This window comes from Nocardioides anomalus, assembly GCF_011046535.1.
GTDB lineage: Bacteria > Actinomycetota > Actinomycetes > Propionibacteriales > Nocardioidaceae > Nocardioides > Nocardioides anomalus.
The window spans coordinates 1,486,404-1,501,710 of sequence record NZ_CP049257.1; the positions used below are offsets into that span (position 1 = coordinate 1,486,404).

Genomic DNA, 15,307 nt, shown 5'->3' on the forward strand with positions numbered 1-15,307 from the left:
AGCCGTGTCGAGCGAGGTCACTGCCCGGCCTCGGGCAGACCCAGCCGCAGCGAGCCGATGCAGACCTCCGCGTCGGCGTCGTAGCCCGCGAATGACACCGACCGGAACTCACCCTCGCCCGTGACGAACAGCGTGTGCTCGCCGGCCGGGAGGTCGAGGTCGTGGCTCAGGTCGCCGGCGGTGACGGTGACCGGGGTCGGGGCGTCGGCCTCGTAGTCGACGCGGATCCACCAGCCGTCGCCGAAGACCGGACCGTCGAGGGGGACGGAGGTCTGCTCGTCGTCCAGGCGGTAGCCGCAGCCGGTGGTCTCACGGGCGCTGCGGGTGGGCGGCACGTCGACCGGGGTGAGCTCGCCGGTGTCGTCGAAGAGGTAGAGGTCGTCGACGGCCTGGTCGGGATAGCTCGTCCACCGCGACAGCGGGCGGAACAGGTGGCTGTAGGTGTTCTCGGGGTAGCGGTAGGCCCACAGCAGGGTCTGCGGGATCCCGACGTCGACGAGCGGCACCCGGGTGCCGGTGGCCGCGTCGGTGGCGCGCAGCTGCTGCTCGACGGTGTCGAAGTAGCTCCGGGTGTGGTTGCGGTCCTGCCAGAGGTCGACGTAGCGCACGCTGGAGTACGTCGCGGCCGCGACCACGGCGAGGGCGACCAGGGCCACGAACCGGGGGCGCTCGTAGGTGAGGGGAACCCCCTCGCGGAGCCCGCCGTTCTCGGTGGCGCCGACCAGGGGCAGGAAGGCCAGCCCGAGGCCGAGCACGAAGAGGGCGGCGGACTCGGTCTGGTAGCGGTACTCGCGAGCGATGTCGGGGCCGACGATGTTGGCGCGGGCCGAGGCGAGCAGGACGACGTCGCAGAACAGGGTGAAGCCGAGCAGGCTCCAGGCCCGCTTGGTGCGGGTGCGGGTGCGGTAGGCGTAGATCGCGACGCCGAGGACGGCGGCCCAGGACAGGGCCATGGCGATCTGCGAGGGGTCCGCGAACGAGCCGACCGCGAGCGGCTCCCAGCGGAACGGACCACCGATGACGCCGGTGGAGAAGGCCAGGCCGACCAGGTTCAGGGCGATGGGCGACCACGGCTGGGCGTTGCTGTCGCCGGGGGAGAAGTCCAGCCCCCACTCGACGTACGCCGCGAGGTACGCCGCGCCGACGGCGGCGTACGCGATCACCGCGGGGCGGTAGGTGTCCCAGACGTGGCGCAGCCGCTCGGGGGTGCGGCCGTGGCTGAACCAGCCGAGGGTGACCAGGGCGTAGACGCCGAAGAGGAGCAGGGTCTTCTCGTAGAAGACCAGGCCGAACGCCGTCCACAGCAGACAGGTGACGAGTGAGCGGACCCGGCGGTGCCGCAGGTACGCCAGGTGGGCGTGCAGGCCGAAGGTCAGGGCGATCTGCATCGGGAGCTGGTTGATCCCGGCGGCGAACCAGATGCCGGCGGAGAGGGTGAAGACGTAGGACAGGTAGCCCGCGAGCAGGACGAGGACGAACGGCCGTGGCCCGAACATGGACAGCAGCAGCCGCAGCATGCCGACGCCGGCCACGGCCTGCATGAGCAGGAGCAGGGCGGCCCACCAGCCCCAGCTGAAGGCCGCGACCTCGGTGAGGCCGTAGGCGACGAGGAAGCCGCCGGGCATGAGGTGGCCGCCGTAGGACTCCAGCAGGTAGTGGGCGTCGAGGGGCTGGTTCATGGCCCGCGACATGAAGGCCAGGTCGTCGAAGTAGAACCACGAGCCGTGCAGCGCCCAGGCCCGGAAGACGAGCTGGGCGACCACGAGGGCGAGCCCGGCGACGACCAGCCGGCTCGGTCGGCGCCGGCCCCGGGTGGCACCCGGGGGAGCAGGGGCGTCCGACACGCCGCGAAGTGTGGCACGCACTGCCGTCCAGACACGCGTCAACAACTCGTGTGACCGCTTGCACACGGAAGGTGACTCACTGGTAGGTTCTGGCCAACTTTCTGGGAGGGGAAGTCATGAAGGTTCTGGCACGCGTCCTCATCGGACTCGGTGCGTTCCTGGTCGTGCTGGGCGTCCTCGCGGTCGCCTACGCGCCGGGCGTGGTGAAGAAGACCCCTCTCGACGTGGACACCACCACGGTCTACGAGGGCGAGGCGGCCAAGCTCGACCCGGCCACCGGCGCCTTCGACAAGAAGCCGGCCTACGCGATCCGCATCACCAAGGCGGACTCGAAGAAGTCCAGCGACGACCACGTGATCATGGCCGAGACGGCGTGCGCGGTCTTCGACACCGGCGGCGCGCAGGAGTGCGTCAACGGCAACGACCCCGACCTCATCACGGCGAGCATCGACGTCTTCGCCGAGGACCGGAAGACCGCGCTGGCCGTCGACGACAAGAACCTGCCGGCCGACGCCGTGCCGCACGAGGGGCTGATCAACAAGTTCCCGTTCGACGTGCAGAAGAAGAGCTACCCGTTCTGGGACGGTGACGTCGGCTCGGCCGTCGACATGGAGTACCAGGGCGTCGAGAACCTCTTCGGCCTCAAGACCTACCGCTTCCAGTACACCGTCAAGGACGCCCCCATCACCATCGGCGAGGGCATCACCGGGACCTACGACAACGTCGTGACCGTCAACGTCGACCCCAAGACCGGCTCGATCGTCAAGAGCGGCCAGGACCAGCAGCAGTACCTCGACGACGGCACGCCCGTCGCCGACGTGCAGCTCACCGGGACCGACGCGTCGGTCAAGAAGGCCGTCGACGAGGCCAAGGACAACGGCAAGTCGCTGTTCGTGCTGCTGACCCTGGTCCCGCTCATCGGCTTCATCGGTGGCGCGATCTGCCTCATCGGCGGGCTGGTCATGGTGGCGCGCGAGCGTGCGCGCGGCCAGCGGGTGGCCGACCGCGACGACGACAAGGTCGCCGTCTGAGGCTCGGCTAGCGGGGCTCCCAGTCCGCGCCGAAGAGCGCGGTGCCGGGGGTGAGCCGGCCGCGCAACCGCGACCAGCCGCCCCAGACCCGCTCGTGGCCCTCGGGCCACTCGGGCTCCAGCAGGTCGGTGAGGCGGAAGCCCTCCGCGGCGAGCAGGGACACCCAGTCGCCCAGGGTGCGGTGGTGCTCGACGTAGGCGACCTCGCCGGTGCGGTCCTCGACCTCGACGTACGGCGTGCGGTCCCAGTAGGACTGGCTGGCGGTGAGGCCGGGCTGGCCCGGGTCGTCGGGGAACATCCAGCGGGTCGGGTGGGTGATCGAGAAGGCGTAGCGACCGCCGGGGCGCAGCACGCGGGCGGTCTCGGCCACGGCGGCCTCGAGGTCGCTGACGAACTGCAGCGCGCCGAAGGAGCTGAAGACGACGTCGAAGGAGTCGTCGCGGAACGGCAGGGCCGTGGCGGTGGCCTGCGCCGACGGGACGGGTACGCCGGTCGCGTCGTCGAGGCGCCGGCCGTGCTGGAGCTGGCGGAAGGACAGGTCCACGCCGAAGCCGCGGCCGCCGTGCTCGCGGACCCAGCGCGAGCACTGGCCGGCGCCGGAGCCGACCTCGAGCACGTCCTTGCCGCTCACGTCGCCGAGCACGCCGGCCTGGTCCTCGGTCAGCCCCTCGGGCCCCCAGACGAAGCCGGCGTCGCCGAGGAAGGGGCCGTGGGTGGCCTGGTACTCGTCGGCGTAGCGGTCCCAGTCGGGGCCGTTGGCGTGGCGGGACTCGGCCTCGTCGACGGCGCGGCGCTCGACCCGGACCGGGCGGTCGTAGGGCGGCGAGGGCCCGTCGGTGGGGCTCAGGACGACGCCCCGAGCGAGCGGCGCCGGCTCATCGGCAGCCGGTTGGCCAGCTCGCCGAGCGGGGAGACCGACCGGCCGAGCACCTCGACGGCCTCGTGCAGCTCGGGGATCAGGTCGGCCAGCTGCTCGAGCCGCGGCCGGATGTCCTCCAGGGTCTGACCGAGGGCGACGAGCTGCTCCAGCGTGCCGCCCTCGGCGACGAGCCGCTCGACGAAGCCGTCGTCGGTGAGCATCCGGTCGGCCAGCCCGCCGGGCTCCAGCAGCCGGTCCAGGACGCCGCCCGGCGCGGTGATCCGGTCCAGGGCGCCGCCGGAGGCGAGGAGCCGGTCGAGGACGCCGCCCTCGGCCACCAGCCGATCCAGTGCACCGCCCTCGCCGAGCAGTCGCTCGACCGCGCCGTCGTCGGCCAGCACCCGGTCGAGGACGCTGCCCTCGGCCAGCAGCCGGCCCAGCGGCCGGTCGGGCGAGGCCAGCTCGCGCAGGACGTCGAGGCGCTCGGCGTACCCGCCGGGCCGCAGCACCGGGCCGTCCGGCGCGGTGAGCCGGCCCAGCTGGAGGGTGGTCCTGGTGAAGGCCACCCCCAGCCGGACCGGCAGGGTCACCGCGGAGACCAGGGCCGTCGCCACCGTCATGGGGCGACGGTATCCGGGTCAGGAGACGACACGTGCCCCGATCGTCGGGTTGTCGGTGAAGAACCCGTCGATGCCGGCCCTGAGGAAGGCCCGCAGCTCGCCCGCGAGGTCACCGGGGGCGTTGGGGTCGGTGCCGGAGCGGTACTGCAGCGGCAGGAACTGGTTCTCCACCCGGAACGTGAAGGGGTGCAGGATCAACCCCACCCTGTGGGCGTCCTCGATCACTGGTGTCGGCTGGAGCAACCGGCCCTGGGCGTCGCGGGGGATGAGCAGGTCCTTGCAGGGCCCGACGCCGTCGGCGTAGCGCGCCACCTTCTTCAGGCCCTTCTTGCTGACCAGGTCGGCGTACGTCGTGGGCTCGCCCCGCGCCGTGAGGTCGTACGGCGCACCCGTGCAGTCGACGAGCTGGACGAGCGGGATGTCGGTGCGGCGGTCGAGCGCCTTGAGGTTGGAGGTCTCGAAGCTCTGGATGAAGACCGGGTAGTCCGCGTCGATGCCGTTGCGGGCCAGCTCGTCCAGGAGCGGCCCGTCGGTGCCGAGCCCCTGCTGCGCGAAGTACGTCGGGTGCTTGGTCTCGGGGTAGACGCCGACCGGGTCGCCGTCGCAGGTCCGCGAGTGGCGGGCCAGGTCGAGCACCTCGTCGAGGGTCGGGATCCGGTAGAGCTCGTCGAACGCGGTGTTCTGCGGCCGCACGGCGGGGAGCCGCTCGGCGGCGTAGAGCGTCTTGAGCTCGGCCAGCGTGAAGTCCTCGGCGAACCAGCCGGTCACCGGGACGCCGTCGAGCACCTTGGTGGTCTTGCGGTCCGCGAACTCCGGGTGGCTGGCCACGTCGGTGGTCCCGCCGATCTCCGGCTCGTGGCGGGCGACGAGGACGCCGTCCCTGGTGGAGACCACGTCGGGCTCGATGAAGTCCGCGCACGCCTGGATGGCCTGCTCGTACGACGCGAGGGTGTGCTCGGGACGGGTCCCCGAGGAGCCGCGGTGCCCGATGAGCGTGGCCGTGTGCTCGCGGGGCGCCCTCTCCTCCTCCAGCGAGATGATCGCCAGCTCGGTGTCGTCGGGCGTGCCGGGCACGCGCGCGTCGTCGCCGGGGTAGTTGTTGTCGTTGGCCGTCAGCAGCCGGCCGTCGCGCAGCTGCACGATGGTCTCGACCGAGACGTAGGGGAACGCGTAGGGGTCCTGGCCGTAGCCGAGGTGGCGCGGGTTGGCCAGCTTGAGCAGGTCGACGACGAGGGTCTTCTCGAGGAACCCCTCGCGGTCGGTGCGCCGCAGGTCGACCTGGTAGACCTTCTTGGTCACCGCGGCCGGGCCGTCGTAGTTGTCGCGCTCGAGCACGAGCAGCTTGCCCTGGCCGTTGGTGAACGCGTCGGCAACCATGTTCGGCGCCTCGTCGGTCTGGTAGGCCCAGCGCGTGCCGGTGTACGACGAGGAGCGGGTGTCGAACTCGTAGACGAAGTGCCGCCGCTGGTCGGCGTCGTCGACGAACGGGCCCTCGAGGATCGGGTAGAGGTAGCGCCCGTCGCGCGAGCCGGCCATCGCCTCGAAGCCCTTGCTGGCCGCGATGCGCGGGGTCTCGCCGGGCTGGAGGTAGGGATTCTGCGGGGACCTGCCGTCGGGGAAGGGCACGGGCGCCTGCAGGACCTTGCCGGTGGCGTCGACGTGCAGCAGGAACGGGCCGAACTCCTCGCCGACCCAGAACGTGCCGTCCGGCTGGCGGACCAGCGACTCGATGTCGAAGTCGGCGCCGGTGAGCAGCCGGTCCCCGGTCGCGTCGTTGACGATCGGGAACGGCACCTTGCGGTCCGGGTCGCGCAGGCTGAGGTAGCTCAGCACGTCGACCTTGCCGGTCGACCACTGCGGCTGCACGCGGTAGATGCGCAGCAGGTAGTCGGCGGAGTTGGTCTTGGCCCCGAACCCGTTGTCGGGCTGGGCCCAGAAGGTGCCGTCGCCGACCTCGACGACGGCCGAGAAGCCGGGGATGACCTGGCCCGCGAAGGGGCCGGTGCGCCCGTTGGCGGGGGTGGCCTGGGCGCCGGACGGCGGGCCGGGCGCGAGGTAGTCCGCCGAGAGGCGGGCGCTGGCCTCCAGGGTCGGAACCACGACGGTCTGACCGTGGCCATGGCCGTGGCCGTGGCCGTGGCCCGGACCGTGCCCGGGCCCGTGGCCGGGGTGGGGGTGGTGGTCGTGACCGCCGTGGGCGGCCGCGGTGGCGGGGAGAGCGAGCGACGATGCGGCCAGGGCGAGCCCCAACCACCGTGCGAGGGGTGTCATGCCTCGACCCCATCGGCACGCGGTGAACGGTGGGGGAAGACTGGAGGGCGTGGACCTGTCGGCTCTGGAACCCCTGGACGGTGGCTGGTCGGGCCAGACCTTCCTGGCCGAGGTGGCGGGGGAGCGGAGCGTGGTCCGCGTCTACCCGCCCGGCACGCGCGAGGACCGCGGTGCCGAGATCGACGCCGCGGTGCTGCGGCTGGTCCGTGGGCTGGTGCCGGTGCCCGAGGTGCTCGAGGTCCGCCCGGCGCGACCCGAGCTCGACCAGCCGGGCCTGCTCGTCACGGCGTACGTCGAGGGCGTGCGCGGCGACCTGCTGAGCCCCGGCCGGCTAGCGCAGGTGGCGCCGGCGCTGGGCGCGCTGGCCGCCGACCTCGGCGCGATGCCGATGCCGCGCCCGGGACCGTTCGTGGACGCCGAGCTGCGGCTCGGGCGCTTCGGGGTCGACGGCCTCCCGGCGTACGTCGAGCAGCGGCTGCCCGAGCTCGGGCACCTGAGCCCCGACGAGGTGGACGGGCTGCGCGAGGTCGCCCTCGAGGCGCAGACCCTGCTCGACACCGTCACCCGTACCTGCCTGGTGCACAGCGACCTCAACCCGAAGAACCTGCTGGTCGACCCCGACACCCTCCGGCTCGTCGCGGTGCTCGACTGGGAGTTCGCCCACGCCGGCCACCCGTTCACCGACCTGGGCAACATGCTGCGCTTCGAACGCGACGAGGCGTACACCCAGGCCGTGCTGGCGGCGTACGCCGAGCGCCGGGGCACCCCGCCCGAGGAGGCGTTGGCCCTGGCGCGCGCCGCCGACCTCTGGGCGCTGGTCGACCTGGCCACCCGTCGGGCGGCCAGCCCGGTGGCCGCACGAGCGGACCGGCTGCTGCGCGGCGTGGCGCGCGCCCGGGACGCCGCGGCACCGGAGTTGGCGGCCCCTCGCTGAGCGGCGTAGTCTGTTCTATTGCGTAGAAGTCTGCCCACGTCCCGGACAGAGCGGACCCACGGCTCGCCGTCACCTCGGTGGCGAAACCGACTTCCTCGCGTGCCCGCACGACATCTGCCCACCCAAGGAACCCATCCACCTCATGACGTCCACCCTCTCTGTTCAGCCGGACTACGATGCGCCGCAGGTCGCGGTCAACGACATCGGGTCCGAAGAGGACTTCCTCGCCGCGATCGACGCGACCATCAAGTACTTCAACGACGGCGACATCGTCGACGGCACCATCGTCAAGGTGGACCGCGACGAGGTCCTGCTCGACATCGGCTACAAGACCGAGGGCGTCATCCCCTCGCGCGAGCTGTCCATCAAGCACGACGTCGACCCCAACGAGGTCGTCCAGGTCGGCGACAAGGTCGAGGCGCTCGTCCTCCAGAAGGAGGACAAGGAGGGTCGCCTGATCCTGTCCAAGAAGCGTGCGCAGTACGAGCGCGCCTGGGGCACGATCGAGCAGGTCAAGGAGGAGGACGGCGTCGTCGAGGGCACCGTCATCGAGGTCGTCAAGGGCGGCCTCATCCTCGACATCGGGCTCCGCGGCTTCCTCCCCGCCTCGCTGGTGGAGATGCGCCGGGTGCGCGACCTGCAGCCGTACGTCGGCCAGACGCTCGAGGCCAAGATCATCGAGCTCGACAAGAACCGCAACAACGTCGTCCTGTCGCGCCGCGCGTGGCTGGAGCAGACCCAGTCCGAGGTGCGCCACGGCTTCCTGACCCAGCTGCAGAAGGGCCAGATCCGCAAGGGCGTCGTCTCCTCGATCGTCAACTTCGGTGCGTTCGTGGACCTCGGCGGCGTCGACGGCCTGGTGCACGTCTCCGAGCTGTCCTGGAAGCACATCGACCACCCCTCGGAGGTCGTGGCCGTCGGTGACGAGGTCACCGTCGAGGTGCTCGACGTCGACATGGACCGCGAGCGGGTCTCGCTGTCGCTCAAGGCGACGCAGGAGGACCCCTGGCAGCACTTCGCCCGCACCCACCAGATCGGTCAGATCGTGCCGGGCAAGGTCACCAAGCTGGTGCCCTTCGGTGCCTTCGTCCGCGTCGAGGAGGGCATCGAGGGCCTGGTGCACATCTCCGAGCTGGCCGAGCGCCACGTGGAGATCCCCGAGCAGGTCGTCCAGGTCAACGACGACGTCATGGTCAAGATCATCGACATCGACCTCGAGCGTCGCCGGATCTCGCTGAGCCTCAAGCAGGCCAACGAGACCACCGCGGCCACCGACGTCGAGGACTTCGACCCGACGCTGTACGGCATGTCGGCGACCTACGACGAGCAGGGCAACTACGTCTACCCCGAGGGCTTCGACCCCGAGACGGGCGAGTGGCTCGAGGGCTTCGACGAGCAGCGCGCGGTCTGGGAGGACCAGTACGCCAAGGCGCACGCCCGCTGGGAGGCCCACGTCAAGCAGCAGAAGGAGGCCGCCGAGGCCGAGGTCGAGGCCGGCGAGGCCACGTCCTACTCCTCCGGTGGCACCGACGACGACAGCACCTCCGACGGCGGCTCGCTGGCCTCCGACGAGGCGCTGCAGGCGCTGCGCGAGAAGCTCACCGGCGGCGCGAGCTGACCGAGGGCTGATCGAGAGCCTCACCGTGCGCACGAGCGCGGCCAGCACCACGCTGGCCGCGCTCGTCGCCGTTTCCGGGGCCTTCCTCGCGCCGCCGCAGGGGCCGGCGCAGGCCGCCGCCCCGGAGCCGGTGCGGATCCTGGTGGTCGGCGACTCGATCACCCAGGGCTCGTCGGGCGACTGGACGTGGCGCTACCGGCTGTGGCGGCACCTGGTCGACCACGAGGTCCCGGTCGACCTGGTGGGGCCGCGCGACGACCTGTGGGACTACCTGGACAACGTCCCCGGCGACCAGCGGTACGCCGACCCGGCCTTCGACCGAGACCACGCCGCCCGGTGGGGCATGGCGCTCCAGCAGCTCGACGCGCAGCTCGCGCCTGTCGAGCAGCTGGTCTCCGACCACCACCCCGACGTCGTGGTCGAGCTGCTCGGCTCGAACGACCTGGCCTTCCTGGGCCGCACGCCGCAGCAGGTCGCCGAGGACCTGGCCGACTTCGTGGCCGACGCGCGGTCCGCCGACCCGGGCGTGGACGTCGTGCTGGGGCGCGTGCCGCAGCCGTGGCGCGAGGAGGTCGCGGCGCTCAACGACCTGCTCCCGGACCTGGCCGAAGAGCTCGACACCCCGGGCTCGCGCGTCGTCGTGGCCGACAGCGACGCAGGCGTGGAGCTGACGCCCGACACCCTCGACGGCGCCCACCCCAACGCGCACGGCGAGCTCAAGATCGCCGCCGGGGTGGCGGACGCCCTGCACGAGCTCGGCATCGGGCCTGCGGCCGACCGACCGCTGGTCGACGTGCCGCGCGGGCCGGTCATCGCGCCGGTGCTCTCGGCCGAGCCGGGCGAGCACCGGGCCACGCTGTCGTGGGTGCGCTCGCCGGGCTCGGGGAGCTCGGAGGTGTGGCAGCGCGACCTCACCGCCGGCGGGTCCTGGCGGCGCATCGAACCGGCCGCGCCGGGGACGGCGTACCTCGCGCTGGGGCTGGCCGGGGGCCACCGGTTCGAGTTCCAGACCCGGCCGCTCAAGGGGTTCTGGATCGCGGAGTCGCCGTCGGGCTGGTCCAACGTCGTGCGGGTCGACCTGCCGGCCGACCCGGTGCCTCAGCCCCCGGCCCCGCCGCCGGTCGAGACCGTGCCGCGGCCCGGCGCGGTCACCCACGTGTCCGCGGTGGCCAAGCGGGACGGCCGCGTGCGGACGACCGGGCGGCGGGTCAGCGGCGCCGCGTCGTACACGCTCCTGGTGGCGACGGTCGGCCGCTGTCGCGCCACCCCGCCGCCGTCCGCGCGGTTCCTCGTCAACGGCTCCGACTTGCCGGCGCCGCGCCGCACGCTGCACGCGGACGCCCGGGCGGTGTGGGTGCGCTGGGTCGCGGTGCGCGACGGCGCCGAGGGGCCGGCGACGGCCCGCTCGAGCGCCTGCGCGGTGGTACGTCGGTGAGGGACGACCCGGTCAGCGCGCCGTCGGCGCGAGGAAGTCGGGGTCCTGGAAGTGGGAGGTCGGGGGACGCAGGGAGCCCTGGCCGTCGTGGCGGACGAGACGGACGGTAGCGGCGGTGAGGACCGCAGCGACCGCCAGCAGGAGGATGATGAAGGTCATGGCAGTAATCATGCTGCGCTGAAGATCCTGCCAGGAGTGGCAGGAATGACATGGTGCGTTGATTTTCTGCCAATGCTGGGGCAGGATGCCCCACATGCCAGTGCAGTCGGTGCCCACGGTGCAGTCGCCCGTCGCCAAGGTCGCGGTGATCGTCCAGGACCAGGCCGAGCCGTTCGGTCTCGGCTCGCTGGTCGAGGTCTGGGGCGAGCCGGAGCACCCGGAGGACCAGACCCCGGTCTTCGACTTCCAGGTCTGCACGCCGCGGCCCGGGCGGGTCCGGGGCCGCTCGGACTACGACCTGCACGTCGAGCGCGGGCTCGAGGCCACCGAGGACGCCGACCTGGTCTGCGTCTCGCCGCACTGGGACTTCCTGCACCACGACCCCGCCGTGCTCGAGGCCATCCGCGCCGCGCACGAGCGCGGCGCGATCCTCTACGCACACTGCTCGGGCAGCTTCGAGCTCGGCGCCGCCGGCCTCCTCGACGGCCGCGAGTGCACCACGCACTGGCGCTACACTGAGCGGCTCGCGGCGATGTACCCCGAGGCCAAGGTCCGCCCCGACGTCCTCTACTGCCACGACGACAACGTCCTCACCGGCGCCGGCTCGGCCGCCGGCATCGACGCCTCCCTGCACCTGGTCCGCGACCTGTACGGCGCCCGCGTGGCCGCGAGCATGGCCCGCCGGATCGTCGTGCCCCCGCACCGCGACGGCGGCCAGGCCCAGTTCATCGCCCGCCCGGTCCCGGAGTGCGACAGCGAGACCTTCGGCCCGCTGCTGGAGTGGATCATCGCCCACCTCGAGGAGGACCTCGACGTCGACACCCTCGCGCGCAAGTCGCTGATGTCGCCGCGCACCTTCGCCCGCCGCTTCCGCGCCGAGACCGGCGCCACCCCGCACTCCTGGGTCACCCAGCAGCGCGTGCTGCGCGCCGAGGAGCTGCTCGAGCAGACCGACCGCTCGGTGGAGTGGATCGCCTCCGAGGTCGGCTTCGGCAACGCCGCGACCTTCCGGCACCACTTCACGCGCTCGCGCGGCGTGAGCCCCCAGCAGTACCGCCGGAGCTTCTCGGGCGTCGCCTAGAGTTCCGGGGTGCCCGGCACCTTCCTGCTCGGCGTCGGCTGCCAGAAGGGCGGCACGGCGTGGATGCACCGCTACCTCGAGGCCTCGCCGCAGTGCGATCCGGGGTTCCGCAAGGAGTACCACGTCTGGGACGCCCTGGACCTGGACTCCGGGCGCCTGGCGCGCCAGCGCATCGAGGGCCAGGGCGGCCGGCGGGCGGCGTTCCTGGCGGACCCCGAGACCTACTTCGACTACTTCGCGGGGCTGCTCGAGCCCGCGGGCGTGCGGCTGACCGCGGACATCACACCGGCCTACGCCGCGCTGGCGGTGGAGCGGTTCGCGATGGTGCGCGACGGCTTCCGGGCGCGTGGCGTGCGCCCGGTCGCGGCGTACCTCCTGCGCGACCCGGTCGAGCGGGTCTGGTCGGCCTCGCGCATGGACATGCGGCGGATGGGCGAGGCGGCGCCGGAGGACCCGGAGACGCGGATCGGCCACATGTACGACCACCCGATGTACGCCGAGCGCACCCGCTACGACCTGACCATGGCGGCGCTGGAGGAGGCGTTCGGGCGCGAGGACGTCTGGTACGGCTTCTACGAGCGGCTCTTCCGCCGCGACACCCTCCAGGAGCTGTGCGCGTTCCTCGGCGTCGACTTCCACGAGCCCGACCTGGGCCGGCAGGTCAACACCTCGCCCAAGTCGGCCCAGCTGCCCGACGGCGCGGCCGAGACCATCGCGCGCTACTTCGCGCCGGTCTACGACGCCGTCCAGCGGCGCTTCCCCGGGCTGGACCTGGCCGAGCTCTGGCCGTCGGCGAAGCTGCTGTAGTCAGCGGGGCAGGTCCGAGCGCAGGACCTTGCCGGTGAGCGTGCGCGGCAGCTCCTCGAGGCGGTGCCAGGTCTTGGGCCGCTTGGGCGGGGCCAGCCGCTCGCGGACGAACGCGTCCAGCTCCGCGGCGCTCGCCGTCCCGACGTACGCCGCGCAGACCCGCTGGCCCCACTGCTCGTCGGGGACGCCGTACACCGCCACGTCGTCGACGCCCGGGTGCCCCTGCAGGACCTGCTCGACCTCGAGCGGGTAGACGTTGACGCCGCCGCTGATGACCAGGTCCTCCCGGCGGCCGTCGAGGTGGAGGTAGCCGTCCTCGTCCAGCCGGCCGAGGTCACCGACGGTGAACGCGTCGCCGCGCCAGGTCGCCGCGGTCTTGTCCGGGTCGCCGAAGTAGGAGAAGCGGGCGAACCGCGGCACCGTGCACCAGATCGTGCCGTCGGGGTCGACCGACAGCGTGCGGCCGGGGCGGGCGCGGCCGACGGTGCCGGGCCGCTCGAGCCACTCCTCGGAGCGGCAGGCGGTGAACTGCCCCTCGGTCGAGCCGTAGAACTCCCACGTGCTGCCGGCCGGGAACAGCTCGACCAGGCGCCGCTTGACCGCGTCCGGGCAGGGCGCGCCGGCGTGCGCGACGAGCCGGAACGACGACAGGTCGGGCACGCCGACCTCGTCCCAGTGCGCGAACAGCCGCTGCAGGTGGGTCGGCACGCAGAACATCGACGTCGGCCGCTCGGCCTCGATCGCGGCGGTGACCAGCGCGGGGTCGAACGGGCCGGGGACCACCACCCGGCCCCCCGCGAGCGCGGTGCCCATGGCGAACCGGAGCGGCGCGGAGTGGTGGAGCGGCGACAGGACCAGGTTCACGTCCGTGTCGACAAAGCTCCAGAGCGACCTCTCCTCGGCCACCAGCGCACGGGCGTCCTCGGCCGACAGCAGCCCGCTCCACACGCCCTTGGGCGTCCCGGTCGTGCCGCTGGTGCAGTGCACCGGCCGGGCGCGGGGCAGGCCTCGGGTGTCCGGGTACGCCGCCCGCACCCGGTCCAGCTCGGCGGCGCTGGTCACCACGAGGGCGGGGGAGAGCGGCGTCAGGATCCGCTCCCGCTCGTACGCCGTGAGCCGCGGGTCGAGGGGGATCGGGACCACCCCCGCGGCCAGCAGCCCGAGCACGGCGTCCAGGTAGTCCAGCGACCCCGGCACCAGCAGCGCGACCCGGTCGCCCTCGCCCAGCGTCGTGCTCACCGTCCTGCTCACCGGGAAACAGTAGGGAACCCGCCCCCGCGAGCGGACATGTGAGGGTGTGGAGCGAGGAGGTGCGGTGGTCACCAGTGACGAGCGGGAGCTCGTGGCCGACCTGCGCGGCGGTGACCCGGCCGCCCTCGCCACGCTGTTCGACCGCTACGGCGACCGCCTCTACAACCACTGCTTCCGCCACCTCGGCGACTGGGCCGAGGCCGAGGACGCCACCTCGTCGGTGTTCCTCGAGGTCTGGCGGCACCGGCGGCGGGTGCGGCTGCACAACGGGTCGGCGCTGCCGTGGCTGTACGGCGTGGCCACCAACGTCTGCCGCAACGCCGGGCGCTCCCGCCGCCGGCGCCAGCGCGCGCTGGCCCGGCTCCCGCACCCGGCCAGCGAGGCCGACCACGCCGAGGCCGTGACCGACCGGCTGGGCTCCGAGGCCCGGATGCGGGCCGTCCTGGCCCAGGTCGAGGCACTCCCGGCCCACGAGCGCGAGGTGCTCGGCCTCGTGGCCTGGGCCGGGCTGACCTACGAGCAGGCCGCGGCCGCGCTCGACGTACCCGTCGGGACCGTGCGCTCCCGGCTGTCCCGGGCCCGCGCCCGGCTCGCCCAGGAGGTGTCCGATGACTGAGCCGACCCCGACGCTCCCGCCCGACCGCCCGCTGCCGGAGGAGGCCCGCGCGCGGATCAGGGCCGAGCTGCTGGCCCAGCGGCCGGGCTCACGCTCCTGGGCCGTGCCCCTCGCGGCCGCCGCCGCCGTCGCGCTCGTGGCCGGCGCGGCCTGGTGGTCCGTGGGCCTCGGCGGCGACGACCAGGGGCCTGAACCCGCGGTCAGCACGCCCACCACCGTGCCGGTGGCCCCCACGTCGACGGTGGTCGCGCCGCACCCCACGGAGACCGCCAGCCAGGTCGGCACCGGCTCCTGCCGGACCGAGCTGAGGAACGTCCTGCGTGGCGCCGAGGAGGTCTTCGGCGCCGAGCCGTTCTCCTACTGGGTCAGGGGCGAGCAGTACTCCGTCTGCTACGAGGCCGACGGCACCACGACGGTGACCCAGCCGCTGCCCCTCGCGCCACAGGCCCAGCGCGTCGACGCCTACCGCGTGGCCAGCACGTATCCCCCGACCGCCACCGGGTTCTCCGCCGTCCGGGTCGCCGGCGGCCCGGTCCCCGCGGGCGCCGATCCCTTCGACGTCGCCTACACCTTCCCCGACGGCCACACCGAGCACGCCGTGCTCGGCACCGACGCCCGGGGGCGCTGGTGGTGGCGGATGGTCTACGCCTACGACCCGGGCCCCGGCAACGAGACGAAAGGGCCGCCCATCGAGGTCGACGTGACCGCGGGTTCCTTCAGCTACTCCTTCGCGCTCGCCTGGGCCACCGACACCTGCGCTCAGGCCAACCACGGCTGCTGA

At 72.9% G+C, this 15,307-nt stretch carries 14 protein-coding genes; 8 read left to right on the forward strand and 6 right to left on the reverse strand.

Features of this window, described 5'->3' with window-relative positions; genetic code table 11:
• Positions 1-17: 17 nt before the first annotated feature.
• A complete protein-coding gene (locus G5V58_RS07530) occupies positions 18-1,844 on the reverse strand; it encodes a hypothetical protein (RefSeq protein WP_165230577.1) in 1,827 nt (608 codons plus the stop codon).
• Between the two features lie 116 nt (positions 1,845-1,960).
• On the opposite strand from G5V58_RS07530, the gene G5V58_RS07535 reads away from it, so the two are divergent.
• Positions 1,961-2,875, forward strand: coding sequence for a DUF3068 domain-containing protein (locus G5V58_RS07535; protein WP_165230580.1), 915 nt, complete (start codon positions 1,961-1,963; stop codon positions 2,873-2,875).
• A 7-nt stretch (positions 2,876-2,882) separates the two neighbouring features.
• Here G5V58_RS07535 and G5V58_RS07540 read toward each other — a convergent pair whose 3' ends face one another.
• The 3 genes from G5V58_RS07540 to G5V58_RS07550 all read right to left on the reverse strand — a co-directional run bounded on the left by G5V58_RS07540 (position 2,883) and on the right by G5V58_RS07550 (position 6,454).
• The gene (locus tag G5V58_RS07540) at positions 2,883-3,518 is read right to left on the reverse strand and encodes a class I SAM-dependent methyltransferase (RefSeq protein WP_230487158.1); all 636 of its coding nucleotides are present in this window, start codon (positions 3,516-3,518) and stop codon (positions 2,883-2,885) included.
• Between the two features lie 200 nt (positions 3,519-3,718).
• Positions 3,719-4,354, reverse strand: coding sequence for a hypothetical protein (locus tag G5V58_RS07545; protein ID WP_165230583.1), 636 nt, complete (start codon positions 4,352-4,354; stop codon positions 3,719-3,721).
• An 18-nt stretch (positions 4,355-4,372) separates the two neighbouring features.
• Complete coding sequence (locus G5V58_RS07550) at positions 4,373-6,454, reverse strand: esterase-like activity of phytase family protein (RefSeq protein WP_230487159.1); 2,082 nt, start codon at positions 6,452-6,454, stop codon at positions 4,373-4,375.
• 220 nt (positions 6,455-6,674) lie between these two features.
• Here G5V58_RS07550 and G5V58_RS07555 point away from each other — a divergent pair, with 220 nt between their 5' ends.
• The 3 genes from G5V58_RS07555 to G5V58_RS07565 all read left to right on the forward strand — a co-directional run bounded on the left by G5V58_RS07555 (position 6,675) and on the right by G5V58_RS07565 (position 10,612).
• Positions 6,675-7,559, forward strand: a complete 885-nt coding sequence (locus G5V58_RS07555; RefSeq protein WP_230487160.1) for a phosphotransferase family protein — start codon at positions 6,675-6,677, stop codon at positions 7,557-7,559.
• A gap of 142 nt (positions 7,560-7,701) precedes the next feature.
• Positions 7,702-9,177 (forward strand): 30S ribosomal protein S1, encoded by a 1,476-nt coding sequence (gene rpsA, locus G5V58_RS07560; RefSeq protein WP_165230592.1) that lies wholly within the window; start codon positions 7,702-7,704, stop codon positions 9,175-9,177.
• A 25-nt stretch (positions 9,178-9,202) separates the two neighbouring features.
• A complete protein-coding gene (locus tag G5V58_RS07565; RefSeq protein ID WP_165230595.1) occupies positions 9,203-10,612 on the forward strand; it encodes a GDSL-type esterase/lipase family protein in 1,410 nt (469 codons plus the stop codon).
• 12 nt (positions 10,613-10,624) lie between these two features.
• Here the strand turns inward: G5V58_RS07565 and G5V58_RS07570 are convergent, their stop codons facing one another.
• The gene (locus G5V58_RS07570) at positions 10,625-10,771 is read right to left on the reverse strand and encodes a hypothetical protein (RefSeq protein WP_165230598.1); all 147 of its coding nucleotides are present in this window, start codon (positions 10,769-10,771) and stop codon (positions 10,625-10,627) included.
• A 94-nt stretch (positions 10,772-10,865) separates the two neighbouring features.
• On the opposite strand from G5V58_RS07570, the gene G5V58_RS07575 reads away from it, so the two are divergent.
• Both G5V58_RS07575 and G5V58_RS07580 read left to right on the forward strand, forming a co-directional pair.
• Positions 10,866-11,852 (forward strand): GlxA family transcriptional regulator, encoded by a 987-nt coding sequence (locus tag G5V58_RS07575; protein WP_165230601.1) that lies wholly within the window; start codon positions 10,866-10,868, stop codon positions 11,850-11,852.
• A gap of 9 nt (positions 11,853-11,861) precedes the next feature.
• The gene (locus tag G5V58_RS07580; protein WP_165230605.1) at positions 11,862-12,659 is read left to right on the forward strand and encodes a sulfotransferase; all 798 of its coding nucleotides are present in this window, start codon (positions 11,862-11,864) and stop codon (positions 12,657-12,659) included.
• On the opposite strand, the gene G5V58_RS07585 is transcribed toward G5V58_RS07580, so the two are convergent.
• Complete coding sequence (locus G5V58_RS07585) at positions 12,660-13,910, reverse strand: class I adenylate-forming enzyme family protein (RefSeq protein ID WP_165230608.1); 1,251 nt, start codon at positions 13,908-13,910, stop codon at positions 12,660-12,662.
• A 64-nt stretch (positions 13,911-13,974) separates the two neighbouring features.
• On the opposite strand from G5V58_RS07585, the gene G5V58_RS07590 reads away from it, so the two are divergent.
• A complete protein-coding gene (locus G5V58_RS07590) occupies positions 13,975-14,526 on the forward strand; it encodes an RNA polymerase sigma factor (protein ID WP_165230611.1) in 552 nt (183 codons plus the stop codon).
• Complete coding sequence (locus tag G5V58_RS07595; protein WP_165230614.1) at positions 14,519-15,307, forward strand: hypothetical protein; 789 nt, start codon at positions 14,519-14,521, stop codon at positions 15,305-15,307. The genes G5V58_RS07590 and G5V58_RS07595 overlap by 8 nt, the downstream gene beginning before the upstream one ends.